This is a genomic window from Tessaracoccus sp. OS52, assembly GCF_020687685.1.
Classification (GTDB): Bacteria; Actinomycetota; Actinomycetes; order Propionibacteriales; family Propionibacteriaceae; genus Arachnia.
In genome coordinates, this window is sequence record NZ_JAJEWM010000002.1 from 104,014 (window position 1) to 130,423 (window position 26,410).

Genomic DNA, 26,410 nt, shown 5'->3' on the forward strand with positions numbered 1-26,410 from the left:
AACCTTTTCAACCCATTTCGGCAAAATGCGCGGACCTGCTAATCGCCTACCTCTCGGGCCGCGCCGTCACCGACGACGTAGGCGTCGAACTGCAGCCGGAACAGCTCGGCGTAGCGGCCGTCGCGGGCGATCAGCTCGTCATGGCTGCCCTCCTCGACCACCTCCCCGTCGCTCAGGACGTAGATTCGGTCGGCGCCCCGGACGGTGGAGAACCGGTGTGAGATGAACATCGCGGTGCGCCCGTGCAGCGCGGCGCGCAACGTGGAGAACAGCTCGTACTCAGCGCGGGGGTCCAGTGCGGCGCTGGGCTCGTCGAGGATCACCAGCGGCGCGTCCCGGTAGAAGGAGCGCGCCAACGCCACCCGCTGCCACTGTCCACCGGAGAGTTCCCTGCCTCCGCTGAACAGCCTCGACAACAGGGTGTCGTAACCCTCGGGCAAACCCTCAAGCGCCGACGACGCCCCAGCGGCTCGCGCGGCCTCCCGCAGTCGCTCCGGGTCGACGGGTGCGTCGATCCGGCCCACGGCGATGTTCTCCGTCGCGGTCAGGGCGTAGCGCACGAAGTCCTGGAACACGACGGTGATGCGCTTCCGAAGGCTGGATGGCCGGAACTCGGAGATGTCACGGCCGTCCCAGCGGATGGTGCCACCGTCGGGCTCGTACAGGCCGGCCAGCAGCTTGGCCAGCGTGGTCTTGCCCGAGCCGTTCTCCCCCACGAGCGCGACCACCTCCCCCGCCTCCAGCCGGATGTCGACGCCACGCAAAGCCTCGACGTCGGACCCCGGATAGCGGAAGCGGAGGCCCTCGGCCTCCACCAGCTGGAAGCCCGACGGCGCCTCTGCCCCGTGGTCCTCCTCGCGGGCGGCGTTGCCCAGTTCCAGGAAGCCGTTGAGGTCGTCGAGGAACAAGCCGGACTCGAAGATGGTCTGCACGCCCTTGAAGAGGTTCTGCACCTGCGTGGCCAGCATCCGGATGGCGACGATGGCCGCCCCGGCTCCGGCGACCCCGATCCGACCCTCGGAGATGAGCCACACCAGCACCAGGAGTGTGCCCACAAGCACCACCGCTGCACCGATCTGACCGATCACGGTGAGGATCGTGCGCCTTCGGACGTGGGTGGACAGGTCATCCAGGTAGGTCTGGTAATAGCCGTCGAAGCGGCGCAGCAGCCACGGCCCCAGTCCGAACGCCCGCACCTCCTTGGCCTCGTCGCGGCCGGTCTGGAGGATGGTGAAGTACTGGCGCCAGCGGAAGGCGACAGTCTGCCGGACGGAGAAGTCGAACTCGAGTCTGGACTCACGACGGCTTGTGATCAGGATCGGGATGCCGCCCACCACCACGAGCGGCAAAAGTAGCGGAGAGACACTGACGAGCGCGATCCCGACGCCGAGCGACGCCGCCAGCGCACCTGCCATCCCGAGCAGGCCCTGCGTCACCTGGTAGGGCCGGGTCATGGCGTTGGTCTGGACTCGGTTCAGCCGGTTGTAGAACTCCGGCGACTCGAAGTGGCGGAGTCCGACCCCGGTGGCCACGCCCAGGACCCGGTGCCACATCGAACGGGCCACCTTCTCCCCCAGCAGCCGCTGGACTTGCCCCTGCGTGCCGGATGTGATCATCGAGAGCGCCGTCAGCCCTGCAAGAGCGAGCACGGGTCCCACCACACTGGCCACAGCGGCGTCTGTGAGGATCGCGTCGAGAACCGACTGGACGGCAAGAACCTGGCCCGCCAAGGCGGCCGCTGCCACGAGTTGCAAGGCGACGAGGGCAAGGAACAACGGTCGGCCGGAAGCCCACACGAGGCCCAGGCTGGCACGCACCAGGCGCGAGAGCCTGCCAACGGACTTGCGCTCTGCGCGTGCTGCCACGCGCAGGGACACCACGTCCACCTGCTCGTCGTCCATGAACCCCCCGATTCCCGACGCTGCCGATGGCCTGCGACCGACTTGGGCGCGGACCGTGGACACCATTTAACCGTGGATCACCCTGCCTGGTGGGTGATGCCCGCTACCGTGTGCGTGGAAGCGGCAGCCGAACCTTGGAGGGGGCGAAGATGCGCCGAACCGCTGTGCAGCATCGCGTCGATGATGCGCTGGTCGCGGTCTGCCGGGGCGAGCAGCCCTTCCTCGGCGAGGAGCCGGGAGCGGCGGAGGACTTCGTCTCCGCGGCTCGATACCACCGCATCGCCCCGCTGGCCCATGTGGCGGTGCGCGGGAGCCGCCCGGACGTCGCGGATGCCCTCAGGGATGACCGGTCCCAAGCCCTGATCAACCACCTGCGCACCACCGCCCTGCTGGCGTCGGTGGCTGGCACGCTGGAGGGGATTCGGTGGCTGGCGTTCAAGGGCCCCATCCTGTCCGAGTTCGCCCACCCGATCCCCGGACTGCGGTTCTACAAGGACCTGGACCTGCTCGTCGGGCCCGGTGAGTTCAGGGAGGCATGCAACCGGTTGTTCGACGCCGGGTGGCAGCTCCTGCTCGGGGATGACTCGCTGGAGAGTGCGGAGTTCCCGGGCGAGATAGCCCTGGGCGACCCGCACGGCGTGGTCATGGACCTCCACTGGTCGATGGTGGTGATGAAGAGCGTGCGGAGCCGCTTCCAGGTGACCGCCGACGCCCTTCTGGATCGTCGGGTACCCGTCACAATCGGCCCGGCTCAGTTGTACGCCCTCGCGCCCGCCGACGCGCTGGTGCACGTCTGCCAGCACGCGGCCCTGATCGGGGCGACCAAGCTGGGCCACGTCCTGGACGCCGATCAGCTCGCCCGGCAGGTGGACGACTGGGACGAACTCGTCGAACGCGCCGCACAGTGGGGCGCGAGCATCCAGGTGGCGGCCGTCCTCGGGCGAGCTCAGCGGCTCCTTGACACCCCCGTCCCCGCCGGGCTGGATGCCAGACTCGGGGTTGGTCCCGGCATGCGGCGCCTGCTGGTCGGGGTGGACTCGCAGTGGCCCATCCAGTCACTCCGCCAGGACGCGTCCTGGGTGCGGTTGGTCACCCGTGCCCTGCGGCCGGGCCTCGCGGGAACCGCTGCCACGATCGCGGGCAGAGCCGCCAACGGCGTCGCGCACCGCTTGCGTCCAGCTCCCCCGCGCAGTCCTCGCGTTGCCGCGTCGCCCGCGGTGGTCGACGCCTACCTCGCCCGGGTGGAGGCAGTCGGTGCCGCCGGATACGGGGCTTAGTGCTGGTTACCGGCCGTGTACGGCTTGTAACCAGGAGTAGGGCAGGTAACGAGGAGCATGCCCATCAGCCGACGCCGACCCCGACCGCTGTGCGGATGGAGGCGGCAACGTCGTCGGGGAAGGGCGGTCCCCAGGGGAGCCGCGCGACGAAGACGGGCACCTTCTCGATGATGTCGCCCAACTGCTGGAAGTGCCGTTTCAGGATCTCCTCGTCCTCCCAGCCGAGCAGCCGGGGGAAACGCGAGAGCAGCAGGAAGGCGGTCATGGAATCCGGTCTCTCGATGGCTGCCACGGTCCTGCCGGAACGGTCGGGCACCGGCACGACGATGGCCTTGAGCGGCAGATCGTCGGTGTTCGACGGATGGGCCGCCAAAGCGTGCCGCGCGTCGCCGGTGGTGCGCCGGCCGGGCGCCGTCTTGAAGCGATCCGACAACTCGCCGGCGGACTTCCGCAGCCGCAGCTCGGTGGCGCCGAGGGAACAGGTCGGTGGCGTGCGCGTGAGGTCGAGCCGGAGGAGGTCGTCGGTTATCAGTTTCGCGCCGTCGGCGCAGAGCAGGGTCGCGGTGGTGGACTTGCCCATGCCGGAGGCCCCGACGAAGGCGATCGCCTCGTCGCCGACCTGCACCGCGCTCGCATGGAGCACCGCCGCACCGCGTAGGGCCAGAACGACCGCGATGACGGTTCCACCGGCCAGGACGGCCGCGATCGAGGCGTCCGCGTCGCGGTAGAGGTGGACCGTGGCACGGCTCAGGGACGCGTCGATCAGGACGTCGCAGGTGGTGTAGAACCGGATGAGGTACCCGTCGTCGACCTTGGTGACCGTGTAGTACTGGCGGTCCACCTGCAGGTGGAGCAGCACCTGGCCGGTGGGGCGTTCCGAGACCCGCGCGATCCGCTCACCCAGGATGATCTCGAGGTCAATGGGAGTTCCAGGCGGGACAGGGCGGTCCTGGTGGAGGGGAATCTCGGAGCGGACCACCAGACCGTAGAGCCGCGCAGTGTCTGTCACTTCTGGTTCTCCCGTCCCGGGACGCTCAGGTCCTGGTAGCTCGAAGCCGCGCGCAGGGGGTCCAGCACCCGGCCGGAGACCACGAGCCAGGCGTGCGCACGGATCTCTCCCTCAATCTTCGCGACGCCGATGTGGAGCGACGGCGCCAGCCGCCGCAGGCGATTGCCACTGACCAGGGCTTGCCTCAGGCAGGTGTCCCCGAAGGGCCAGCAATTCAACACCCGACGGGTGGCCCGGACCTGCCTCCGCGCAGTCGCAGGCAGGCCTGCCAGCTGCTTGCCGGACATCGTCTCGGGTTCCCCGGACGGCTCACCGGATGCGAGGGGGACTCCGAGCAGGGAGGCCAGGCGCGGCAGCGTGGTGACCCTCAGACCCACCTCGACCACCACGGCAACCAGAAACGCAGCCAAGGTTGCTGGTAGTTCGGGCAGGAGACGACCGAGGCGTTCGGCTGTGGAGCCCGCGGTCACGGTGTCTTCCCCCCGCTCGCGAGCCAAGCTGTCTGGAGCAGCAGCCCCGTGGCCATCGTCGGGTGTTCGGACAGCCACATCTCACGCAGTCGCTCGACGTCGACCAGATCAGTGTCCACCCCGGAGCCGTCCCAGGAACGGGCGAAGCGCTGGGTGGTGTCCCCGCGATAGGCGTGGTTGAACGCGGCCTTCGTCGGACGGGAGATCAACTGGGGTGGGAGGACGTCGGAGAACAGGGCGCGCATCGTGGCCGTGCGGCCGTTGTAGCCCCAGCGGCCCCCGGAGTGCGCCAGCGCGGCCAGGAAGTGAGGGTTCAGCAGTGGATCGTGGATCCGCAGTCCGTAGCGCGCCGCCTCCATGGACTGATTGTGCGAGAGCACGGACCAGAACCTGCGACGGGTGAGGAACCAGGTGCCGGCGTCGTAACGCAGGGGTTCCGCCACCTCGTCGTCGGCGGCCCTGCGAAAATGCTCCCTGACCGCGCTGGGGGTCAGCCAGCTCATGGTGGTTTCACGGGAAGCGGCGCGGGAGAAGTCGAGTCGTCTGACCGGCCGTGGCATGAGGGACGTGGCAGCCTGGAGAATCAGGCCCCGCGTTGGTCGACGTCCGTTGCGCAGCACGGTAAGCGCCGTTCCCCTTCGGAGGCCGAGAGCGAGGTCTCCGCCTTCCCCGGTGAGCATCGACCCCTTCTGGAGCCGGCTGTAGGTGGCGGGCTGGGTATGGAGAGCTGCGGGCCACACCACTCCATGGCTGAGCAGTTCGACGCGGGCCGCCTCCCCCAGAAGGTCGGTCTCGTCACCTGCGAACTCCAGACGAACCCATTCCCTGATCCCCAGGTGGTCCAGCACCAGGCGTTGCCAATCCGATTCGTCGGAGTCCGGAACGTTCGGATAGATGCGCGTCACTGGGATGGGGAGCTCATGCCCTTCGCGGCGGGCCAGGGACGTCGCGGCCGCGAGAATGGCCGAGGAGTCACGACCTCCTGAGAAGGTCACGAAACACGGGGCCTCCTCGAGCGCCGGCCGGATGACGTCATCGAGGGCCTGGCGGGGAGTCAACGATGTCTTGGGGAGCGGCGTGGCAGGGAGCAGCCCGTACACCCAACCGGTGGCCACTTCGAGTGGCGAACTACGGACGTAGGCGTCCGCAAGAGCAGGCCGCTTCATCGATTCCTCCCAGGCGCAAAGCTAGCAAAACGTGGCTCGGGGACCACCTGTCACGGCGATCCCCGAGCCACATTGTTTGGTCACGACAGGTATGGGCCCTTCTTCAGGAACCACACGTGAATGTCGTCGGTGCCGCCGTGGCCACCGCCGAGTGTCAATTCTGCGAGCGACCCAACCGTGGTCAGGCGCGGTGCCTCATAGGTTTCCGGCATTGTCTTCACCTCCCCCAAGGTGTTCATTGTCCAAGTGTCGCTGGCAGCGACTTAGTTCAGTCAGGCGGTGGGCTGCTGTTGCTCCAGCAGTCCGCCGTCTTCAAGGGCCGTGACGAAACTGCGCACGTCCTGCTCCGCCTGGGTTTGGCTGATGCCGAAGGCCCCGACCAGTGCGCGGACGAGCTCGTCATCGGTGCGATCCTGGGTGAGTTCCTTCATCAGCACAGCGCCGCTGGCGTTGGTCGTCAGGTAGGTGGACGAGCGAAGGTCCAGAATGACCAGATCGCCGTCGATCTCTCGCCACGTGATGTCGTGTGCGCGAAGCTTCATGTGCATCCCCCGATTACACATCGGCCCAATCGTCGGTACCGAGTTCCCGAAGTCTAGATGCTGGAACAGGCTCTTGGGAATAGAAAACCAAAAACTCTATTTGTTTCTTATCGCAGCGCTTGTCAGAGCCGTTTGGACTCCGGCGCCCCAGCGCTCCCGCGGGGTTCACCAGCGCAATCGCTCAACACCAGCCCTCCCACGGGCCCACCAGCTTCCCGCCGGGTTCACCAGAGGTGACCACCGGTCCACCAGCCACCCCACCGGTCCACCAGCCCTCCCGCGGGTTCACCAGCGGTGACCGCCGGTCCACCAGCCCTCCCACCGGTCCACCAGCCACCCCACCGGTCCACCAGCGTTGATGACCGTCACCAGCCTTGTACGGCTGGTGTCGAGCAACAACGCTGGTCAACCGCAGGGGGACCTCGGCCCAGGCCCCCGCACCCGTTAGACGGGGGTGAGACGAGCGCTGATGAAGCTGCCGCCAGCCTGAGAAATCTCAGTCTCGAAGAGGCCAACGAGGCAACCCCCGACGCATCGGAACCCCATTCTGAGAAACTTCCTGAGAGAAAGGTTTGGAATTCTCAGATTCTCGGCTTATGCTTTCCGGGTCGTGAGCAAGCAAACTCGGGGGACAACATGCTGAAGAAGGCAACAGCCGTAGCGGTCGCAGCACTGGTGGCGCTGATCCTCGGCGTCATCAACGGACAGAATGCACGCGCTGCGGAACCGACGGTGTACACGCAGCCAGGTGATCACTACGTCAACGGCCGCTACTGGAAGACCGCCTGCGAGAAGTACTCCACCACAGTGGTGCGCTGCAGCACTGACATCTGGGGAACGACCGTGATCAACTACAACGGTCGCTGGGTCAAGCACAACGGCTGGGTGTTCAACAACCTCACCTACCTCCCGTCGGACCGCGCCGCGTGGGGCTCCAACCCGCTGGCCAACAGCGGCGACTGGGTGGGCAAGGATGGCCGCCGCTGGCGCACGGAGTGCGACACCGCGAGCACTGGCCGCGGAGGGTGTCGTTCCTACGCCGTGTCGACCACGATCGACATCGCGGGTACCACCTACACCACCCAGAAGGAATGGGTGATCAACAACATCGTCACGTTCTCCACGGCATCCATCCCCGCGGTCACCAGCATCCCGGCTGCCGCCCCTGCCATCAGTGGAGTGCCGGTAGAAAAGCCCGTGGCAGCTTCCGCCGCCGAGAACGTCGTAGCCGCCGCCCTGGCCAAGGTCGGCAGCCCTTACGTCTACGCGAGCGCGGGCCCCAACTCCTTCGACTGCTCCGGCCTGACCAGCTATGCCTACAAGCAGGTGGGGATCACCCTGCCCCGGTCCTCCGGCGCCCAGTTCTCCGCCGGCACCCGCGTCTCCCGGAGCAACCTGAAGCCCGGCGACCTGGTCTTCTACTACAGCCCCATCAGCCACGTCGGCATCTACATCGGTGACGGCAAGATCGTCGACGCCGCGAACCCTCGCACTGGCGTGCGCGTCGCTTCCGTCGACTCCATGCCCTTCGCCGGAGCGGTCCGCGTCCTCGGCTGACACCCACAGAGCTGCAGCGCCCTCACCGGCCACCCCCCTACGGTGAGGGCGCTGCTTTATTGTGCCCGGACCCGCGTAGGAGTCGTGAGAGCACCTGCCGGTAGCCAAGCCGCAGCACCGAGGCGGCGGGCCGCTGGAGAAAACCAGGGAGCCACGGCAAGGACACGTCCTGGTCCCAGCGCACGAGGCTGCCCGCGGCCGTGGGGCTGACGAGCAGCCGGATCGAGCCGCGGATCGCCCGGCTCTCCTTCGAGATCCGCGCGCTCGCCGTCGGCAGCCCGTCGCCCAACGAAATGGTGTCCACCCTCATGGCGTCATCGAAGCCGACGGGGCCCAGGGAGGTGCGGGCCACGAACCTCGTGCCGGGGCTGAGCGAGTCCGCGGGGACCGACGGCGTCACCGTCGTGAAGGGGATGACACGGCTGTGCCGGCGAAGGTCCAGGACTCGCCGGATCGCCGTCGAGGGCGGGCAGTCGGTTTCCAGTTCCACGGTGAAATGGGCCAGCTGCGTGTCATCCATGCCCTCACGTTAGTCCCGGCCCAGCCACGGGAGCGTCCGTCCTATGCTGACAGTCATGCCGAGTGACTCGTGGAAGTACGCGGTGATCGAGCGCGAGCGCCGGTTTCTGGTGCGCTCCCTCCCCGACGGCGTCGTCGCGGTCCGACAGATCACCGACCGCTACCTGACAGGTACGCGGTTGCGTCTGCGTGAGATTCAGGACGAAGCGGGCAACGTGACCAGGAAGCTGGGCCAGAAGGTCCGCCTGGGAGATGGGCCCCAGGAGATCGCCTGCACGTCGGTGTACCTGGATGAATCGGAGTGGGCGGTCCTTTCGGGTCTCCCCGCCGCCACCCTGTCCAAGGTTCGCCACATCGTCGAACGCGATGGTTGGCGCATGGCCGTCGACGTGCTGCCAGACGGGACGCTGCTCGCGGAGATCGACGACGGCGACACCCCACCCAGACAGTTGCCACCCTGGCTCGACGTCATTGCAGAGGTGACGGCCGACGAGGACTGGACCGGCGCGACGTTGGCGGCCGCGGCTGGCGCGCTCACGAGATTAGCGAGAAGCCCATCATGACGACGGACACCAAACCCGTTGCGGCCAGCGCTGCGCCAATGGCGAAGGCGATCCGGCCGCCCCGACGCAGGAAGATCGCGAGCGGAATTGCGGGCACCAAGGTGAGCGCCAGCACCATCGCCCCGAGGCCCGCTCCGAGGCCGTCGAACTTGTCACCCCGGTAGGAGAGATCGTCGACGACCAGCCACGCGGCGTATCCGGCTGGCAACAGGAGAAACAGCAATCCGGCGACGGCTACGGCCTTGGCCCAGGTGGGGCTCCGGCGCTGCCACGCCACCGTGTGAGTAGTCATGCCCAACATTGTGCTGGCCCGCGCCCGGGGTCACTGGATCCTGTCGATTTACGGCGGTTCTCCTGACTTGAACGCCGGCGAGCGCCCTGCCATATTCGCCGGTTCCCGCGGCCCGTTGGCAATGTGCTCACGACAGGCCGGTTAGTCCCTCCGCCGTTTCCAGCAGTTCGGCGAGGCGCCGGGCGAACCTGGCCGCCGGAGCACCGTCGACGATCGCGTGGTCCACCGAGACCGTGAGGCTGAGCATGTCCCGGGGCAGGAGTTCGCCGTCGACGTAGCCGGGTTTTGTAGCGATGCCGCCGACCGTAACCATCAGCGTCGGAGGCGCGATGGGGATCCCCCAGCCACCGCTGGGGCCGAACATGCCAACCGAACTCAGGCCGACGGTGCCTCCGAACCTCTTGAACAAGCGCGGGTTCCCGAGTACTGACCGCCAGAGCGCGGTCCGGAGCGGCCCGGGGATGCTGACCATCGCCAGAGTGCCTCGGTAGCGGCGCTGCGAGTTCGGCTCGGGGCGCTGGCCGGCGCGGATCTCGGCTGAGATCTCCGCGACGGTCTTGCGGTTGGCGCCCCGGATCAACAATGACTTGACTGCCTTCTGACCCTCCAGACCCACCTCGATCTGCAGGTTGACGTCCACCTCATCGAACAGGATCAGGCGGTTCCGCCTCCTGTAGGCATGCAGGATCCTGTCCTCGTCGACGGCGGCGGCGACGGCGTGCAGCACGAGCGCGGTGAAGGACAGGTCCTCGCCCGCCTCCCGGCGCGCACGGAGACGGCGGCGCGCCTCGGTGACGTCGGCCTCGATGAGGCCATGGATGACGTGCTTGCGCCTGCCGGCGGCCAGGACCTCCAGATAGGCCTTGCGAACCTTCAGGAACGGCCTGGACTCAAACGACTCGTTCGACACTCTTCCTCCTGTGGACCGCGCCTTATTGCTGCCTCGGTTGATACCCCTCGAGAGCGCGTGCGGTCGCCTGCCTCAAGTTGTCGTAGCCATGTGCCAGCAGTTGGTCAAGCGGGGCACCGTCGCCCCCAATCCGGATGATCCTGGTGACCCCGTGTTCCAACATGCGTTCGGCGCCGGCGCGGACCTGGCCCGCGAACAGGAACGTGGGTACTCCGGCACGAGCTGCCAGCCTCGCGACACCAGCCGGGGTCTTCCCGTGGAGGGTCTGCGGGTCGACCGCCCCTTCGCCGGTCAGCACCAGGTCGGCCCCTTCGATCTTCTCCGCCAGGTCCACAATCTCACCCAGGACCTCGACGCCGGGCCGAAGAGAAGCGTCAAGGAAGGCCATCAACGCGAAACCGACGCCGCCCGCCGCCCCAGCTCCTGCCCTCTTCGCAACGTCGTGTTTGCCGGCAACTGCCGCGAAGTTCCCGAGCACAGCGTCGAACTCGGGCACCTGCTGAGGGAGCACCCCCTTCTGCGGGCCGAAGACCGCAGTGGCTCCACGCGACCCGGTGAGCGGATTGTCGACGTCGCTGGCGACGAGAAACTCGACCACACCGACCGGCACGCACAGCTGGGACAATTCGACGGTGGCCACGCGAGACAGTGTCGCCAGGGTTCCGTTGCATTCCCGACCATCCCGGTCCAGGAGTCGGGCCCCGAGGGCCACCAACATCCCGGCCCCGGCGTCGTTGGTGGCTGATCCCCCGATCCCGACGACGACCCTGCGTGCACCTCTGCCAACGGCGTCCCGGATCAGGATCCCGAGGCCCGCGGAGGAGGAGTTCGCGACGTCGCGCTCCCCGGGCTGGATCCGCTCCAGCCCGGCCGTCGAGGCGATGTCGACGACGGCCCGTTCACCAGCCATCCCGAAGCCGGCGCGAAGTGGTCGCCCGAGCGCATCCACCGCGTCGACCTCGATCCACTCCGCGCCCCAAGCGGACGTCACCGCCTGCGCGAATCCCTCACCACCGTCGGACATCGGGACAAGCACGCATTCGGCCTCCGGTAAGACCAGGCGCACGCCCTCCTCCATGGCACGGGCTGCCTCCACCGCGCTCATGGACTCCTTGAAGGAGTCGGGGGCGATCACGACCTTCACGCGGGCTCCGCTCAGCTTGGGCAGGTGTCCATACGATAGTCGTCGGCGGCGGTCGCGCTCCCGCGCGCCCGACTCAGGCCCAGATGTACTCCTCGGAGATGGCGCCGTCCTTCCACTTGGCGACGGTGACCATGCGGCTACCGTCCTCGAACTCCCCGACGACGCAGGTCCACTCCCCGGACCCGAACGAGATGGGGTGCGCGACGATCTGCGGCGGCGTCCCGCCGGCTGACTCCACGAACGCCTTCATGGCGTCGATGTGCTCCTGCTTCCCGCGAGTCGGTGGCTGGCCCTTCCAGTCCACCAGCACGTCGTCGGTGTGGTGGTGTGCGAAGACCCCGTTCCAGTCGGCGTTGTTCCAGCCGTCGAAGTCAAGGTCGTCCATGCCCTTGAGGTTGTCCTTCACCTGGTCGTCATGCATGGGTTTGCTCCCGTCATGTCTGCCCTCCGGTTCCGGAGGAGGTGACGCCTCGTTGCGCCTGAGCAGCCAACGTTACGCCGCCTTAGGCTCCCACGCGACGACTCTGATCAGCCCTTCTCCAACGCCCTTGTCAGGCGTAAAATCAAATGCAGCCGGTGGCTCCGCGAGCAGAACAGGGGCCCGCGCGTCGACGCGCCCGCCCAGCCGCTCCCCTGCTCACCGATTGTGGTCGGGGGAAGTCATGAAGAAGTTCCTGGTCCTGTTGTTCGCTGCCGTCCTGGCGGCCTCCGGCTTCCAGCCGTTACCGGCCGCGGCGGCCCCGCCACCGCAGTGGCGCTCCCTCTGGGTGGACGCGTTCAACCCCGGGCTGAACTCGCCGAGCGAGATCTCGCGGGTGGTGGCCGAGGCGAAGGCGGCCAACCTCAACTCCCTGTTCGTCCAGACCGTCCGCCGCTTCGACTGCTTCTGCAACCGGTCCTCCTACCCGCGAAGTGCCAGCATCGGCACGCCTGCCCCGTTCGACCCGCTGGCCGAGATGATCCGGCAGGGGCACGCGGCCGGACTCAGGGTGCACGCCTGGGTCAACGTCGGCACGCTGTGGAACAGCACGACGGCACCACCGAGCTCCAGCCACGTGTACAACACCCACGGCCCGACGGCGACCGGCGCCAACCGCTGGCTCGACAGGCGCTACGACGGCACTGAGCGCGTCAACAGCAACGTCTACGTCGACCTTGGCAATCCCGCAGCGGTCGACTACATCGTCGCTGGCGTGAACTCGATCGTGCGCAACTACGACGTCGACGGCGTGAACCTGGACTACATCCGTTACCCCGACCGCAGCGGCACCGTCGCCGGAAACGACTGGGGCTACTCCGACACCTCGATGCAGCGCTACCGGGCCGCCACCGGCACCACCGGCAGGCCCACACCGTCAGACTCACGGTTCTCGCAATGGCGGCGCGACCAGGTCACCGGCGTGGTCCGCAGGATCAGCCAGGGCATCAACGGCACCGACCCGTCGGTGGTCCTGTCGGTCAACGGCATCTCCTACGGCTACGGGCCCTCGGCCTCGCTGAGCTGGGAGGCCACCGCCCCCTACGCCGAGGTACTGCAGGACTGGTACGGCTGGACCCGGGCGGGGCTGATCGACGCCGTCGCGCTCATGAACTACAAGCGCCAGCACGACTCCGCCCAGGCCGCCATGTTCGCGTCCTGGAACCAGTTCCTGGTGCGGGTGCGAAACGCCACCGACAGGCAGATGATCTCCGGCGCGGCGTTGTACCTGAACACCCGGCCCAACTCGATCCGCCAGGCCCAGGCCATCACCTCGCTGGGACTCGGCTGGTCCGGCTTCAGCTACGCCAACGCCAGCCAGGCGGCCGCGGCCTCGACGTCGCTGGCCGTGAAGACAGACGAGCGCAGGCTGTTGCTCGCCGCGCTGAAGGCCAGCGTCTTCCCGACGCCGGTCTCAGTGCCGGAGATGCTCTGGAAGAAGCCCATCGACGTTTACAGCACTCCCGGGTACCACAACGTCAGCGGCCGCGAGTGGCGCACTTCCTGCGAGCCGTATTCCCAGACGGTCAGGTGCCGCACCGACATCTGGGCCACCACCGTCGTCTACACAGGCGGCCGGTACGTGAAGTCCGAGGGCTGGGTGTTCAACAACCTCACCTATCTGGCGCTGATGACCCGGGCCGCCTGGGGCAGCAACCCCTTGGCGCACAGCGGGAGCTTCACCTCCGACGGACGGCAGTGGCGCACCGAGTGCGACACCGTCGTCACGGGAAGGAACGGCTGCCGCAGCTACATCCTGGCGCTCGGCATCGTGCAGGCGGTCCAGAACTCCGACGGCTCATGGCGCTACTACCGCACCAACGTATGGCTGTTCAACAACATGGTCCGGTTCAAGATCTGAGGTCGCACTCAGTCCGACGACTTGGTCGGCTCCTGCGGGGACTTCGGGGCTTGGGGTTCCTCCTTGGAGGTGACTCGCTGTTCGGTATCGGCTTCCGCGGCTGTCGCCGTCGTGGGATGCGGCTCCGACGGCGCTGGCCGCGGCGGGGCTGGCGCGGTGGGCCTCGGATGGGCCCCGGGCGGCGGGCCGGCCCAGGCCTGCTGCTGGACCGCCTTCGGGGGCCGGTTCGCCGCGCGACGCCGCAGCATCGCCCGCAACGGGAAGAACAGCACCAGGACGGCCAGCCACAGCGGTGCGGTGGCGATCACGAGCGTGATCAAGGAGGTCAGCAGGGTCGCGGCCCCCCGGAAGCCGCTGGTGATGGCCTCGCTGAATCCCCACGATTCGCCCTCCGGGCGCACGACGTCGCGGGGCTCGACCAGCTCGAGGGTCACCGTCGCCATCGCCGCTTGGCGCTCGAGGTACTTGACCTGGGCGTCGAGGGACTCGATCTCCCCGCGCACCCGGCCCAACTCCTCCTCGATGGCCAGCATCTCCGTCACGTTCGCGGCGGCATCGAAGAACTCGCGCAGGCGCGCCTCCTGCGCGCGCAGGTTCTCCAGCCGTGCCGAGAGGTCCACGTGTTCCTGGGTCACGTCGTCGGAGGCCTCGGACTGGTACTTGACCGTGCCGATGCCCACGACGGCCTCGACGAAGTCCTCGTAGGAGTCCGTGGGGACCCTGACGGTGACCCAACCGCGCAGCGCCGTGCCGTCACCGACGGGGTTGCCGTTCTCGTCGTAGTGGTAGACCGACTCATCACTGTCCGTGGCCACCTGCATGTCGGTCACGCTGCCGGAGTGGGTCCGGGCCAGTTCGCGGATCTTGGTCACGGCGTCCGGAGTGCTCTCCACCTCCAGCCTCAGGACCTTGGTGCGGATGATCAGCTTCTCGCCGTCGCCTCCGGTGTCATCGCCGTTCTCCTGTGGGAATCCCTCACCCGCGCTGGGTGGCTCGCCATTCTGGGGCACGTCGGGGGTGCTCTGCGGGAAACCGCTGCACGATGCGAGCAAGAGCGGGGCGAGCACGGCCAGCACGACCCCAGACACCCTTCGCAACAGACCGTTCGGCATCACTTTGCCTCCTTGCAAGACGCAACAGCGGTGGGCTGATGCTGAAGCCGAGAGGACGACCGTCGCCGACGTCCACCTTATGTATTGAGAATACCGCGCCGGCCGCTCGCGCGACCGGGCCGATCCGCCCGTGCCGCGTGACGACTAGGATTCGAACCAGGACGGGGATGCGCCGGGACAACCGGAGCCCGACCCCCTTTAGTGAACGGAACGCCAATGGCCGACAACGGCACCCACGAGGCACGACTGGCGGTCCTCATCGACGCCGACAATGCGCGAGCCGACCACGTCGAGCCGCTGCTGGTGGAGGTGGCCAAGCACGGCCGGGCCAGCGTGCGCCGCGCCTACGGCGACTGGACCTCGACGCAGCTGAACTCCTGGAAGACCCAGTTGCTGCGCCACTCCATCCAGCCCATCCAGCAGTTCAGCTACACCACCGGCAAGAACGCCACCGACAGCTCCCTCATCATCGACGCCATGGACCTGCTCCACGCCGGAAACCTGGACGGCATCTGCATCGTCTCCAGCGACAGCGACTTCACGCGCCTGGCCGCACGGATCCGGGAGGACGGGCTGGTGGTCTACGGTTTCGGGGAGCGCAAGACCCCCAAACCTTTCGTAGCGGCCTGCGACACCTTCATCTACGTCGAGAACCTGACCGCCGCTCCCGCGCCCGCGCCGACCGACGACCGCAGCAGCAAGCTCAAGGGCGACGTCGGCCTGGACAAGCTCCTCGCGGAAGCCGTCGACGCCGCGGCCGGCGACGACAACTCGGCCAACCTCGGAGTGGTGGGCAGCAACCTGTCCCGCATCGCCTCCGACTTCGACTCCCGCACCTGGGGCTTCGCGAAACTCAAGGACCTGTTCGCCGCACACCCCGACTACGTGGTGCAGACCAACCCGAAGGGCGGGGTGGTGGTCAAGCCGAAGGGCGGGGCCGTCGTCAAACACAAGTGAGGCCGGCCACCGGCTCCTGCCTCAGCCCTGGAGCGGCTCCTCGGCCAGCTCGCGGAACGCGCGCAGGACGGCGGGCGAGAGGTCGCTGTGCACGGTGCAGTTCGGCGCCAGGATCAGACGGTCCCCAGTCAGCTCGCGTGCCCGGCGCACCTCCTGCCGGGTGCGGCTCGGCGTCCAGTACATGCTGTTGACCTCGTCCAGCCCGAACATCGGGACCAGCCCGAGCTCGTCGCGGACCTCGGCCACGGAGATCCCTGCCGTCAGGTCCGACCAGCTGGCCACCTCGGCGGGGTAGTCGCGGACGCGCTCGAGGTCGACGCCCTCACCATGCAGATGGATGATGCGCACGAGCCCGGCGGCGGCTTCGAGCACCTGCCTGTCGTAGGGCGCCACCCAGTCGTCGAACTGCTCGGCGGTGATGCCCATCGAGGAGGAGTCCGAGCTGGCGCCGTTGACCGCCAGGAAGATGCCGTCGACGCCCAGGTCGCCAAGGCGCGACGCGTAGCTGGCCAGCGCCGTCGCCACCCGCGAGATGACCTCGTGGGCGAGGGCGGCGTCGGCCTTGAAGTACTCGACGACGTCGGCGCCGAACGCGCGCACCAGCGTCTGCATCGGGGAGAAGACGGTGTCGATGATGGCCCGCTCCGGCGCGCCCTCCCGGATCAGCCGGAGCGTTTCGGCCTGTCGCTCAAGGTTGGCCAGCGGGGCGCCCGGGTCGGGCACGACGTCGGCGAACTGCGCGACGTCGGTGATCTCGTCCAGCCCGGCGGGGTGCTCCAGCCGGAAGTCATCCATGACCTTGAGGTAGTCCCAGTCGTACTCCTCACCGAACCACAGGTGCACATCGGCGGCCTGGCGCGGATTGTAGAACGAAGTCCCGTAGTGGATCCATGCACCCACCGGCGGCCGGTCGGTGGACTGGCCATGGCCGGCTGCGACGAAGCGCTCGCGTCCAGTTGTCATCGTTGTCTCTCCTCGGCGGTCGTGCGCAGGCCGGTTGGTACCCACTCGTGCTTCAGCAGACTACTTGCCGTCGGCGTGGGGAATCGGCCCGGGGTCGGCGGGACCACTCGCCGTCGTCGGCAGATCGACGTGTGCGTCCAGCCCACCCGGAACGCAACCCGTCGGCCGTGACTCGGTCGCCGCTGAGGGCCTTGCGCGCTGGACCGTCACGTCCTACCATAACGATTATCGTTGTTATCGACTATCGTTAAGGAAACGACCATGGTCGCAAGTCTCCCCTTCCTGATCTTCGGCTCACTGACCGTTCTCGCGCTCGTCGCGTTCATGGTCGTCCTGGTCTCCATGGGCCGGCGCCACCCCGATGTCAACGAGGATGTGACCGTTCTGAAGGTCGTTCGGGCTGGCTCCCTCGTCTACGGCTTCATCGTGGGGCTCGCGACGGTGGTCGCAGTGGTCGGGCAGCTCACCTCCGACGTCGTGGACGTGAGCCTCCCCACGCGAACCTTCTGGCCCGCCCCTCCCGACGGCGTCACCATTGAGCCGGCGGCCGCCACCGTCGTCGGTGGCGGATTCAACGTCGCCGAAGTCTCGGTGGCCGGACTCAGCGTCGCCACCCGGGCGATGCTGGCGACAGGCAGCCTGATCCAGGGTCTGGTCTTCCTGACGGTGATCGCCGCGGTCTACCTCCTGGCTCAGCGCATGCTCCAGGGTGAGCCCTTCAGGCCCATGTTGAGCCGTTCGTTGCAGGTGGCGGCTGTGGCACTGGTGAGCGGCGGTGTGCTGTGGCAGGTGTTTTTCGGCATCGGCCAGTCGATGGCGGCCACCGAGGCGCTGCAGATCTCCGGCTGGACGAGCGAGCAGCGTAGCGGGACCTTTGACCCGACCATGGTGCTGCCTCAGTCCGCCGAGTTCATGGTCTACGTCCAGTTCTGGCCGGTGTTCACCGGACTGGCGCTCGCCGCCCTGGCTGCGGCGTTCCGCCACGCCGAGCGCCTGCAGCGCGACACCACCGGGCTGGTCTGATGCCCCCCGCCGACCCGGAGGAAGCATCCGGGATCCACTGCAGACTCGACGAACTCCTGGCCGCACGGGGAATGACGCTCACGAGGCTGAGTGAGCTCGTGGGGATGAGTTTGGTCAACCTGAGCATCCTCAAGAATGACCGCGCCCGCGCCATCCGGTTCTCGACGCTGCGCGCCATCTGCCGGGTGCTGGACTGCGACGTCGGCGACCTGCTGGTGGTCACCGACGACTGAGCGACACGCGTCTCAGCGGGCCTGGAACTCGGCCAGCTCAGCGGCATCCATGCCGTAGCAGTGCTCGGCCGCCGGGTAGGTGCCGTCGCGGACGTCGTCGGCATAGCGGCGCAGACCGTCCACCACCGCGCCGTGCACGTCGGCGTAGCTCTTGACGAAGCGCGCCGACCCGCCCGAGCACATCCCGAGCAGGTCGTGGAACACCAAGACCTGGCCATCGGTTGCGGGTCCGGCCCCGATCCCGATCACGACCGCCTCCATGGTGGCCATGATGGCCTCGGCCACCTCCGCCGGGATGGCCTCGAACACGACCGCGAAACAGCCCGCCGCCTGCAGCGCGGTGGCCTCCTCCCGCACGCGGCACGCGGCCGCCGCGGTGCGGCCCTGTGCCCGGTAGCCGCCCTGCGCGGTGGCTGTCTGGGGCGTGAGGCCGACGTGTCCCATCACGGGGATGCCCGCCGCGATGATGGCCGAGGCGCGCGACAGCGACATCTGCCCGCCGCCTTCGAGTTTCACAGCGTCGCAGCCCGCCTCCTTCACGAAGCGCACCGCCGTCGCGACCGCCTGGGCGTCGCTGATCTCGTAGGAACCGAAGGGGAGGTCGGCCACCAGGAGGGGCGTCTGGAGGCCCCGTCGAACGGCTGCGGTGAGCATCAGCATCTCGTCGACGGTGACCGCGACGGTGCTCTCGTGCCCCAGCACGGTCATGGCGCCGGAATCCCCGACGAGGACGACGTCGACGCCGGCCTCCTCGGCAGCGAGGGCCCCCGGGTAGTCGTAGGCGGTGACCATGACTACCTTCTGGCCCGCCCGCTTCATCGCCGCCAGACCGGGCAGCGTCACCTTGCGGCGCCGGGAGGGCTCCGCCTCTCCCCGCGAAGCAGCCGACATCATTGCGCACACGTCAGGAGAGTGGCGACCGCCGCGTCGACGTCGATGATGGCGTTGGTGCCGCTCTCGACGTGGACCACCACCGGCTCGTGCCGCGACAGCTCCGAGACCTCGTACTGGCCGTAGGAGATGACGATGATCTTGTCCCCGGTGTGGACCAGACGGGCGGCAGCACCATTGACCTTCATCTCGCCGCTGCCGCGCTCGCCGGCGATCGTGTAGGTCTCGAACCGCGCGCCGTTGTCGATGTCGACGACGCTGACCTGCTCGTACTCCAAGATGTCCGCGGCCTCAAGGAGGTCCGGGTCGATCGTGATGGAGCCGACGTAGTGCAGGTCGGCGTCGGTGACCGTGGCGCGATGGATCTTGGACTTCAGCATGATGCGCTGCATCAGGGGAGCTCCCGGGTTGGCGTCGATGGTTGGATGGGCAGGTTGTCTATCAGCCGGACGTCACCGACGACGGCGGCGACGACCGCGAGGCTGGGCGCGGCCGGGTCCGAGGCCGGCGCGAACGTCGTCGGGTCAACGACGGCGAGGTACTCCGGCTCAACGCCCAGGGCAAGCATGGCCCCTCGACCGGCCACTTCGGCCTCCCGCGGCCCCCGTCCTGCCGCCATGGCCTCGGCCGCGGCGTCGAGACCGTTCTTGAGCGCCAGGGCGCGCGACCGGTCAGCCTCCCCGAGCCGGGCGTTGCGGCTGGACATGGCCAGACCATCTGGCTCGCACACCGTCGGGCCCACCTCGATGGCGAGGGGCAGCCCCAGGTCAGACACCAGGCGCCGGACGACGGCGACCTGTTGCGCGTCCTTCTGGCCGAACCAGGCGACGTCGGGCGCGACGGCGATCAGCAGCTTGGCCACCACCGTGGCCACACCGTCGAAGTGGGAGGGGCCTCTGCGCTCCCCCTCCAGCGGCTCGCTGACGCCACCTACGTGGATGGTCGTGGAATGCCCGGGCGGGTACATCTCTGGGGCGTCGGGAGCGAAGAGCAGGTCGGCGCCGGCGTCGGCTGCCAGCTCGGCGTCACGGGCCTCGTCGCGGGGATAGGCGGCCAGGTCGCCGGCGTCGTTGAACTGCGTGGGGTTGACGAACACTGACACCACGACGACGTCGCACTGGCCGCGGGCTGCGGCGATCAGCGAGCAGTGGCCGTCGTGCAGCGCGCCCATCGTGGGCACGAAACCCACGCGCCGGCCCTGCGCCCGCTCCGCCGCCAGCACGTCCCGAAGTTCCGCGACGGACCGCACGGTCCTCATCCCCAGCCCTCCACGAGAGGGACTGAGGGCAGGAACCGTTGCCCTGAGCTTGTCGGAGGGCGAACGGACACTACGCAGTGCACGGGCTGACTCCTTCGGCTGACGGGATGGGCGCACCGCACACTGTAAGGGAGTTACACCACCCCGCAGAGGGGTGTTCGCGGAGGAAAACGGACCGCATCGAATTCTTCGAAAGCTGCCACACCGGCCGGATCATCGGGTGAGGATGGTTGGAGTGCCACCGGCACCCGGCTGGTGGCGAACGCCAGAAGGAGGAGCCATGCATCTCGACATGCTTCAGACCCACCCGATCGACACGCCCAACGCCGAAGGTCTGGCCGACGTGCTCTCGGCCCTGGCGGAGTGCGTCCAGACCTGCACCATCTGTGCCGACGCCTGCCTCGCCGAGGACATGGTCGCCGACCTGCGCAACTGCATCCGACTGAACCTGGACTGCGTCGACGTCTGCGCCGCCACCCAGGGCGTGCTCGCCCGCCAGGTGGGCCGGGAGGTCGCCGTCATCAACGCCCTGCTGTCGGCGTGCGCGGCAGCCTGCGCGGCTTGCGCCACGGAGTGCGAGCAGCACGCGGAGATCCACGAGCACTGTCGCGTCTGCGCCGAGGCCTGCCGCCGTTGCGAGAGGTTGTGCCTGGACCTGGTCGCCGGTCAGGCCTGACTCCGAACTCGTCGCCCCGGGTGCGACTTGCACAGAGGATGCCGCGCCCCCGTCTCCGGGCTATGGCCTGCTTGTCTGAGTCTGCGGCTAGCGTTCTACCATGCCACCGCGCCTCATCCCGGAGGACCCACGCTTCACCACGGAGTCCGAGCGCGCCGTCTGGGAGAACCTGCAAGGGTCCCTGCGGCCGCAGGACACCCTCATCGCCAACTATCGGCTGACAGACACCTCTAGGGATCACGAGGCGGACCTGGTCCTCGTGATGCCGGACGTCGGTGTGGTCGTCATCGAGGTGAAGGGGGCCGGCATCGGGGTGACTGACGGCCGCTGGACCATGCTGCGCGATGGCCGGCGTGAACCGGTGGACCCGGTGGCCCAGGCCCGAGACACGCACTACGCCGTCCGCCGCTTCGTTGAGTCAGATCGGCGGTGGGCAGAGACCTCTCGCGCGCCCGTCAGGTTCGCGCACGCGGTGGTAACCCCGTTCACCGCTCTCGGCGACGACTTCGTCCTGCCCGACTGCCCCCGCTGGATGGTCCACGACAAGTTCGACCTTCCCCACCTGTCCGCTCGCCTGGCCGCCTTCCCGGTGGGCTTCGAGACGCACCGTCGGCCGCCGACACTGGAGGATTGCGACGTCGTCGTCGACATCCTCACCGCCCGCGGCACCGACGCCGTCGCCTCCGTCGCCGACGAGTCCGACGAGAGGCAGCACCGCGCGGACCGGCTGACCCAGGAACAGGGACTGGTTCTGGACGTCACCCGCCTGCTGCGGCGGGTCGAGATCCGCGGCGGGGCGGGCAGCGGCAAGACGGTGCTCGCGCTCACGCAGGCCAGGCAGCTCAGCTCGGGGCGCGGTGGACGGCCGGAGCGGGTGGCGCTGCTGTGCTACTCGCTCGGCCTGGCCGCCTACTTCCGGCGGGAAGTGGCCGGTTGGCACTACAAGCAGAGGCCTGCGTTCGTCGGCACCTTCGAGGCCCTCGCCAATCTCTGGGGCATCGGCTCCGGCTCCCGCGACGACACCGCCTTCTGGGAGGAGGAACTTCCGCAACTGATGGCCCAGCGCGCAGCGGAACTGCCACCGGGTCAGCGGTTCGACTCCTTCGTCGTCGACGAGGCCCAGGACTTCGCCGAATCCTGGTGGCGGCCCCTGGTGGCGGCCCTCCGCGACGAGAACGACGGCGGCCTGTTCCTGTACTCCGACGAGAACCAGCGCCTGTTCCAGCGCTTCGGCCGGCCGCCGGTGCCGCTGGTCCCGCTGGTGCTGGACCACAACCTGCGCAACACCAGGCAGATCGCGGAGGTGTTCCGGCCGCTGGCCCCGCTGCGCATGCGGCTCGAGGGTGGCGACGGGCCGGACGTGCTCCACGTGCCCGCCGCAGCGGGCGACGCGCTGGAGGTCGCCGACGACCAGGTCGAGGCGCTGCTGGACGAGGGCTGGCCACCGGGACACGTGGCGTTGCTGACCACCGGCCGCCGGCATCCCGAGCAGCGGGCCCGGCAGGAACTGCTCGGGCAGGACGGCTACTGGGACACCTTCTGGGACGAGGAACTGGTCTTCTACGGGCATGTGCTTGGTTTCAAGGGCCTCGAGCGGCGGGCAGTGGTGCTGTGCATCAACGAGGACGGCGCCCGGGACCGCTTCCGCGAACGCATGTATGTCGGGCTGTCCCGGGCCACGGATCGCCTGATCGTGGTCGGCGAGCTGTCGACCATCATGAACGCCGGCGAAGACGTGGTCAGGGCGCTGCAGCGGCGCGGCTGATCCCGCTGCGGTCCGCCGGGCACCGCCGCAAACGTCCCCCTCCGACGCCGGAGGCCTTGTCCAACTCAGCCCAGCCCGGTAGACAGGGGCGGTGACCACCTACGGATTCCACGCCTCACACGAGCAGATCTCCCCGCGGCAACTGCTCGCCGGCGTCCAGCGCGCCGAGGAGGTCGGCTTCCAGGCGGCCATGTGCTCGGACCACGTGGAACCCTGGTCCGAACGGCAGGGCCACTCCGGCATGGCGTGGCCCTGGCTGGGCGCGGCACTCGCGACGACGAACCTCACCTTCGGCACGGTCACCGCCCCCGGCCAGCGCTACCACCCCGTCGTCGTCGCGCATGCGATGGCGACGCTGGGCCAGATGTTCCCCGGCCGGTTCTGGACGGCGCTCGGCTCCGGCGAGTTCGCCAACGAACACGTCACCGGCGAGCCGTGGCCGGACAAGGAGACCCGGCAGCTGCGCCTGGAGGAGTGCGTCGACGTCATCGCCCGCCTGCTCGCGGGCGAGACCGTCACCCACGAGGGTTTGGTCTCGGTGCACGAGGGCCGGCTCTGGGAGGTCCCGGACCCGCGACCCGGGATGATCGCACCGGCCATCAGCGTGCCCACGGCCGTCCGTGGGGCGGCGTGGGCCGACGGGCTCGCGACGATCAACCAGGCCCCCGAGGTGCTGCGGCGCATGCTCGATGCCTGGGACGACGCCGGCGGTCCGGATCACAAGATCCTCCAGGTCCACCTCTCCTGGGCGCCCACCGAGGACGAGGCCTACGCCATCGCCCACGACCAATGGCGCTCCAACGTGTTCGCCGCCCCCGCCTGCTGGGATCTCACCCGAGCCTCGTTCGACGAGGTCAGCCGGGAGGGCGTCAGCGAAGAGCAGGTGCGCCGCAGCGTCCTGGTCTCGAGCGACCTGGGTGAGCTCACCGAGCGCATCCACGATCTTGCCGAACTCGGGTTCGGTTCGGTCTATCTTCACCACGTCGGGCAGGACCAGACCCCCTTCCTGGACGCCTTCGGCGAGAAGGTCCTCCCCCAACTCAACTGATCGGCCAAGGAGCACACAATGCGCAAGACCGAGACCTCAGACCTGTGGTGGAAGACCGCGGTGTTCTACTGCCTCGACGTGGAGACCTTCTTCGACTCCGACAACGACGGCTTCGGTGACTTCGATGGCGTCTCCGAACGCATCGACTACCTCGCGGGCCTGGGCGTGACCTGCCTGTGGCTGATGCCGTTCTACCCCACCGCCGAACGCGACGACGGCTACGACATCACCGACTTCTGCGGCGTCGACCCGCGGGTGGGTTCCTTCGGCGACGTCGTCGAACTCATCCGCACCGCCAAGGACCGGGGGATGCGGATCATCGCGGACCTCGTGGTCAACCACACCTCGGACAAGCACCCGTGGTTCAAGGAGGCCCGCAAGTCCAAGGACAACCCGTACCGCGACTACTACGTCTGGCGCGACACCGAGCCGCCGGACACCTCCGACAAGGTGGTCTTCCCCGATGTCGAGGACTCAATCTGGGAACTCGACGAGCGCACCGGCGAGTGGTACCTGCACAACTTCTACAAGCACCAGCCCGACCTCAACGTCACCAACCCGAAGGTGCGCGACGAAATCAGCAAGATCATCGGGTTCTGGATGCAGCTGGGCTTCGACGGCTTCCGCGTCGACGCCGTCCCCAACCTGATCGAGACCGTCGGTGCCACAGCGGGCGCCGCCGACACCTACGGCGAGCCACACGACTACCTGCGCCAGTTGAAGGCGTTCATGGGCCGGCGCAAAGGTGACGCGATCCTCCTCGGCGAGGTGAACGTCCCCTACGCCGAACAGGTCAAGTTCTTCGGCGGCAGCGACAGCGGCGACGAGCTCACCATGCAGTTCGACTTCGAGCTGATGCAGCAGACCTACCTAGCGCTCGCTCGCGGCGACGCCGCCCCGATAGAGAAGACCCTTGAGCGGCGCCCGCAACTGCCCGAACACAACCAGTTCGGTGTCTTCCTGCGCAATCACGACGAACTGACGCTGGACAAGCTGAGCGACGAGGAGCGGCAGGAGGTCTTCGACGCCTTCGGCCCCGACCCGGACACGCAGTTGTTCGGCCGCGGCCTGCGCCGTCGGGTGCCACCCATGCTCGACGGCGACCCGCGCCGCATCTGCATGGTCTACTCGCTGCTGTTCTCCCTTCCCGGCACCCCCGTGCTGTTCTACGGCGAGGAGATCGGGATGGGAGAGAATCTCGACGTTCCCGGTCGGCTGGCCGTCCGGACGCCGATGCAGTGGACCTCCGACAAGAACGGCGGCTTCTCGAAGGCGAAGCCATCGCAGCTGCCCGCAGCCGTCACCGAGGGGCCCTTCGGCCCGAGTCACGTGAACGTCTCCGACCAGCGCAGGGACCCGGACTCATTGCTCTCGTTCATCTCGCGGCTCGCCCAGGGCCACCGCGAGTCCCCCGAGCTGGGCATGGGCACCTTCGAGATCCTCGAGCACGACGCTCCCGCGGTGCTGGCCCACCGCTGCACCTGGAAACACGAGAACGAGCCGGGTGCCAGCACGCTGCTGGTCCACAACCTCGGGCCGGAGGCCACGGAGATCACCGTGACGTGTGAGGACCTGGAGGAGGGCGCACGCGCCTACGAGATGTTCTCCGACGCCAGCCTCACCGTCGGCAAGGGCGGCAAGCTGACGATTCCCGTCGACGGCTACGGCCACCTGTGGTGGCGCCTCCACACATCGGGCGGCATCCGCCTCCCCTGACGTCGGTCCATCCGCTGGTCGAGCAGGAGCGACACCCGCCGCTGATCGAACAGGAGCCCTACCGCTGATCGAGTAGGAGCCCGTGAGGGACGAGCGGGCGACGTGTCGAGATCACCCGCACCCGCCATCCGCTGATCGAGTAGAAGCCCGACCGCTGATCGAGTAGGAGCCCGTGAGGAACGAGCGGGCGACGTGTCGAGATCACCCGCAGGTTCCCGGGGACCGACGGGTCTCGACACGCCGACTCGTCCCTCGCCGGCTACTCGACCAACGAAAGAGGGAGCCCGACGGGTCTCGACACGCCGACTCGTCCCTCGCCGGCTACTCGACCAACGAAAGGGAGCCCCCCGACTACTCGACCAACGAAAGGGAGCCCGACGGCTACTCGACCAACGAAAGGGAGCCCGACGGCTACTCGACCAACGAAAGGGAGCCCCCCGACTACTCGACCAACGAAAGGGAGCCCGACGGCTACTCGACCAACGAAAGGGAGCCCCCGACTACTCGACCAACGAAAGGGAGCCCCCGACTACTCGACCAACGAAGATGGATCAGAGATAGCGACCCTGCTGGTGCTGGAGCGCGGCGACGTCGTCGGCCAGGTCAACGGTCTCGATGACCGCGCGGACGAGCAGGCCCCAGCCCGCGTGCTCCGGCTCGGGAGTGAGGAGCCGGACCCCCACCCAGGCGGTGGCGCCCGCCAGTCGGGGGCCATGTTCGGCGTCGGTCCACTCCCCCGCCCGGAACGGACCGCCAGGAGATGGGGCGACGCGCGCGAAGATGTCGGCGATCCCGCCCTGACCCGGTCCCAGCACGTTCACAGTCGCCTTCCCGGTCTCCCGGAAGACCCCCCACCAGTCGCAGTCCTCGTCGACGAGGGCCACCAGTTCGGCGGGCTTGCCGTCGGCCACCAGCAGCGACGAGATGGTCCAGCCGTCGCGACGACCCTCCCCCGAGCTGGTCCAGATGCTCACGGGCGCCGGCAGGCGACCACGCAGCCGGCGGGCCGGGTCGCGCTGCTCGGCGGGAAGCAAGAACGGGTGCTCGCTGTGGATCGACATGCTCCCAGTGTGCCCGCG

Annotated in this window: 28 protein-coding genes; 11 read left to right on the forward strand and 17 right to left on the reverse strand. The window is 68.3% G+C overall.

Going from position 1 to position 26,410, the window contains the following annotated elements:
* Positions 1–38: 38 nt before the first annotated feature.
* The gene (locus LKO27_RS10055) at positions 39–1,901 is read right to left on the reverse strand and encodes an ABC transporter ATP-binding protein (protein WP_227737372.1); all 1,863 of its coding nucleotides are present in this window, start codon (positions 1,899–1,901) and stop codon (positions 39–41) included.
* 149 nt (positions 1,902–2,050) lie between these two features.
* Between LKO27_RS10055 and LKO27_RS10060 the strand changes: the two genes are divergently transcribed.
* Positions 2,051–3,178, forward strand: coding sequence for a nucleotidyltransferase family protein (locus LKO27_RS10060; RefSeq protein WP_227737373.1), 1,128 nt, complete (start codon positions 2,051–2,053; stop codon positions 3,176–3,178).
* Positions 3,179–3,242: 64 nt separating this feature from the next.
* Here the strand turns inward: LKO27_RS10060 and LKO27_RS10065 are convergent, their stop codons facing one another.
* From LKO27_RS10065 to LKO27_RS10085, 5 genes are all read right to left on the reverse strand, one after another.
* Positions 3,243–4,187, reverse strand: coding sequence for a hypothetical protein (locus tag LKO27_RS10065; RefSeq protein WP_227737374.1), 945 nt, complete (start codon positions 4,185–4,187; stop codon positions 3,243–3,245).
* Positions 4,184–4,657: a lasso peptide biosynthesis B2 protein gene (locus tag LKO27_RS10070; RefSeq protein WP_227737375.1), complete on the reverse strand. Its 474-nt coding sequence runs from the start codon at positions 4,655–4,657 to the stop codon at positions 4,184–4,186. The genes LKO27_RS10065 and LKO27_RS10070 overlap by 4 nt, the downstream gene beginning before the upstream one ends.
* Positions 4,654–5,823 (reverse strand): asparagine synthase-related protein, encoded by a 1,170-nt coding sequence (locus tag LKO27_RS10075; RefSeq protein ID WP_227737376.1) that lies wholly within the window; start codon positions 5,821–5,823, stop codon positions 4,654–4,656. The genes LKO27_RS10070 and LKO27_RS10075 overlap by 4 nt, the downstream gene beginning before the upstream one ends.
* Before the next feature lie 80 nt (positions 5,824–5,903).
* Positions 5,904–6,062, reverse strand: coding sequence for a lasso RiPP family leader peptide-containing protein (locus LKO27_RS10080; RefSeq protein ID WP_227737377.1), 159 nt, complete (start codon positions 6,060–6,062; stop codon positions 5,904–5,906).
* A gap of 33 nt (positions 6,063–6,095) precedes the next feature.
* A complete protein-coding gene (locus LKO27_RS10085; protein WP_227737378.1) occupies positions 6,096–6,365 on the reverse strand; it encodes a PqqD family protein in 270 nt (89 codons plus the stop codon).
* Between the two features lie 636 nt (positions 6,366–7,001).
* On the opposite strand from LKO27_RS10085, the gene LKO27_RS10090 reads away from it, so the two are divergent.
* Positions 7,002–7,922, forward strand: coding sequence for a C40 family peptidase (locus LKO27_RS10090; RefSeq protein WP_227737379.1), 921 nt, complete (start codon positions 7,002–7,004; stop codon positions 7,920–7,922).
* 37 nt (positions 7,923–7,959) lie between these two features.
* On the opposite strand, the gene LKO27_RS10095 is transcribed toward LKO27_RS10090, so the two are convergent.
* The gene (locus LKO27_RS10095; protein WP_227737380.1) at positions 7,960–8,442 is read right to left on the reverse strand and encodes a hypothetical protein; all 483 of its coding nucleotides are present in this window, start codon (positions 8,440–8,442) and stop codon (positions 7,960–7,962) included.
* Between the two features lie 55 nt (positions 8,443–8,497).
* Here LKO27_RS10095 and LKO27_RS10100 point away from each other — a divergent pair, with 55 nt between their 5' ends.
* Positions 8,498–9,004 (forward strand): hypothetical protein, encoded by a 507-nt coding sequence (locus tag LKO27_RS10100; protein ID WP_227737381.1) that lies wholly within the window; start codon positions 8,498–8,500, stop codon positions 9,002–9,004.
* Here the strand turns inward: LKO27_RS10100 and LKO27_RS10105 are convergent.
* From LKO27_RS10105 to LKO27_RS10120, 4 genes are all read right to left on the reverse strand, one after another.
* Positions 8,976–9,296 carry a hypothetical protein gene (locus tag LKO27_RS10105; protein WP_227737382.1) on the reverse strand — a complete coding sequence of 107 codons (321 nt, stop codon included), beginning with the start codon at positions 9,294–9,296 and terminating at the stop codon, positions 8,976–8,978. The two genes, LKO27_RS10100 and LKO27_RS10105, sit on opposite strands and share 29 nt — an antisense overlap.
* A 127-nt stretch (positions 9,297–9,423) precedes the next feature.
* Positions 9,424–10,206 (reverse strand): 2-oxo acid dehydrogenase subunit E2, encoded by a 783-nt coding sequence (locus tag LKO27_RS15590; protein ID WP_227737383.1) that lies wholly within the window; start codon positions 10,204–10,206, stop codon positions 9,424–9,426.
* A 22-nt stretch (positions 10,207–10,228) separates the two neighbouring features.
* The gene (locus LKO27_RS10115; RefSeq protein WP_227737384.1) at positions 10,229–11,350 is read right to left on the reverse strand and encodes a glycerate kinase; all 1,122 of its coding nucleotides are present in this window, start codon (positions 11,348–11,350) and stop codon (positions 10,229–10,231) included.
* A gap of 73 nt (positions 11,351–11,423) precedes the next feature.
* Complete coding sequence (locus LKO27_RS10120; protein ID WP_227737385.1) at positions 11,424–11,771, reverse strand: hypothetical protein; 348 nt, start codon at positions 11,769–11,771, stop codon at positions 11,424–11,426.
* Between the two features lie 241 nt (positions 11,772–12,012).
* Between LKO27_RS10120 and LKO27_RS10125 the strand changes: the two genes are divergently transcribed.
* Positions 12,013–13,689 carry a glycoside hydrolase family 10 protein gene (locus LKO27_RS10125; RefSeq protein ID WP_227737386.1) on the forward strand — a complete coding sequence of 559 codons (1,677 nt, stop codon included), beginning with the start codon at positions 12,013–12,015 and terminating at the stop codon, positions 13,687–13,689.
* Between the two features lie 8 nt (positions 13,690–13,697).
* Here LKO27_RS10125 and LKO27_RS10130 read toward each other — a convergent pair whose 3' ends face one another.
* The gene (locus LKO27_RS10130) at positions 13,698–14,801 is read right to left on the reverse strand and encodes a DUF4349 domain-containing protein (protein WP_227737387.1); all 1,104 of its coding nucleotides are present in this window, start codon (positions 14,799–14,801) and stop codon (positions 13,698–13,700) included.
* A gap of 216 nt (positions 14,802–15,017) precedes the next feature.
* Between LKO27_RS10130 and LKO27_RS10135 the strand changes: the two genes are divergently transcribed.
* A complete protein-coding gene (locus LKO27_RS10135; protein ID WP_227737388.1) occupies positions 15,018–15,758 on the forward strand; it encodes an NYN domain-containing protein in 741 nt (246 codons plus the stop codon).
* Positions 15,759–15,779: 21 nt separating this feature from the next.
* Here LKO27_RS10135 and LKO27_RS10140 read toward each other — a convergent pair whose 3' ends face one another.
* Positions 15,780–16,721 (reverse strand): uroporphyrinogen decarboxylase family protein, encoded by a 942-nt coding sequence (locus tag LKO27_RS10140; protein ID WP_227737389.1) that lies wholly within the window; start codon positions 16,719–16,721, stop codon positions 15,780–15,782.
* Positions 16,722–16,982: 261 nt separating this feature from the next.
* Between LKO27_RS10140 and LKO27_RS10145 the strand changes: the two genes are divergently transcribed.
* Together LKO27_RS10145 and LKO27_RS10150 are read left to right on the forward strand one after the other, a co-directional pair.
* Positions 16,983–17,744, forward strand: coding sequence for a hypothetical protein (locus LKO27_RS10145; protein WP_227737390.1), 762 nt, complete (start codon positions 16,983–16,985; stop codon positions 17,742–17,744).
* A complete protein-coding gene (locus LKO27_RS10150; protein WP_227737391.1) occupies positions 17,744–17,977 on the forward strand; it encodes a helix-turn-helix transcriptional regulator in 234 nt (77 codons plus the stop codon). The genes LKO27_RS10145 and LKO27_RS10150 overlap by 1 nt, the downstream gene beginning before the upstream one ends.
* Before the next feature lie 12 nt (positions 17,978–17,989).
* Here LKO27_RS10150 and panB read toward each other — a convergent pair whose 3' ends face one another.
* Genes panB through panC form a run of 3 tightly spaced genes read right to left on the reverse strand, consistent with a single transcriptional unit; the run spans position 17,990 to position 20,126 of the window.
* Entirely contained in the window at positions 17,990–18,871 is an 882-nt protein-coding gene (panB, locus tag LKO27_RS10155) for a 3-methyl-2-oxobutanoate hydroxymethyltransferase (protein WP_227737590.1), read from the reverse strand.
* Positions 18,868–19,260 carry an aspartate 1-decarboxylase gene (gene panD, locus LKO27_RS10160; protein ID WP_227737392.1) on the reverse strand — a complete coding sequence of 131 codons (393 nt, stop codon included), beginning with the start codon at positions 19,258–19,260 and terminating at the stop codon, positions 18,868–18,870. Before panD ends, panB begins: the two co-directional genes overlap by 4 nt.
* On the reverse strand, positions 19,260–20,126 hold the full coding sequence (gene panC, locus LKO27_RS10165; RefSeq protein WP_227737393.1) for a pantoate--beta-alanine ligase: 867 nt from the start codon (positions 20,124–20,126) through the stop codon (positions 19,260–19,262). Before panC ends, panD begins: the two co-directional genes overlap by 1 nt.
* A 280-nt stretch (positions 20,127–20,406) precedes the next feature.
* Between panC and LKO27_RS10170 the strand changes: the two genes are divergently transcribed.
* The 4 genes from LKO27_RS10170 to LKO27_RS10185 all read left to right on the forward strand — a co-directional run bounded on the left by LKO27_RS10170 (position 20,407) and on the right by LKO27_RS10185 (position 25,331).
* On the forward strand, positions 20,407–20,802 hold the full coding sequence (locus tag LKO27_RS10170) for a four-helix bundle copper-binding protein (RefSeq protein ID WP_227737394.1): 396 nt from the start codon (positions 20,407–20,409) through the stop codon (positions 20,800–20,802).
* Positions 20,803–20,902: 100 nt separating this feature from the next.
* Positions 20,903–22,567, forward strand: a complete 1,665-nt coding sequence (locus LKO27_RS10175; protein WP_227737395.1) for a nuclease-related domain-containing DEAD/DEAH box helicase — start codon at positions 20,903–20,905, stop codon at positions 22,565–22,567.
* 91 nt (positions 22,568–22,658) lie between these two features.
* On the forward strand, positions 22,659–23,615 hold the full coding sequence (locus LKO27_RS10180) for a TIGR03885 family FMN-dependent LLM class oxidoreductase (protein ID WP_227737396.1): 957 nt from the start codon (positions 22,659–22,661) through the stop codon (positions 23,613–23,615).
* 18 nt (positions 23,616–23,633) lie between these two features.
* Complete coding sequence (locus tag LKO27_RS10185; protein WP_227737397.1) at positions 23,634–25,331, forward strand: alpha-amylase family protein; 1,698 nt, start codon at positions 23,634–23,636, stop codon at positions 25,329–25,331.
* Between the two features lie 551 nt (positions 25,332–25,882).
* On the opposite strand, the gene LKO27_RS10190 is transcribed toward LKO27_RS10185, so the two are convergent.
* Positions 25,883–26,392 (reverse strand): flavin reductase family protein, encoded by a 510-nt coding sequence (locus LKO27_RS10190; RefSeq protein ID WP_227737398.1) that lies wholly within the window; start codon positions 26,390–26,392, stop codon positions 25,883–25,885.
* Positions 26,393–26,410 lie beyond the last annotated feature (18 nt).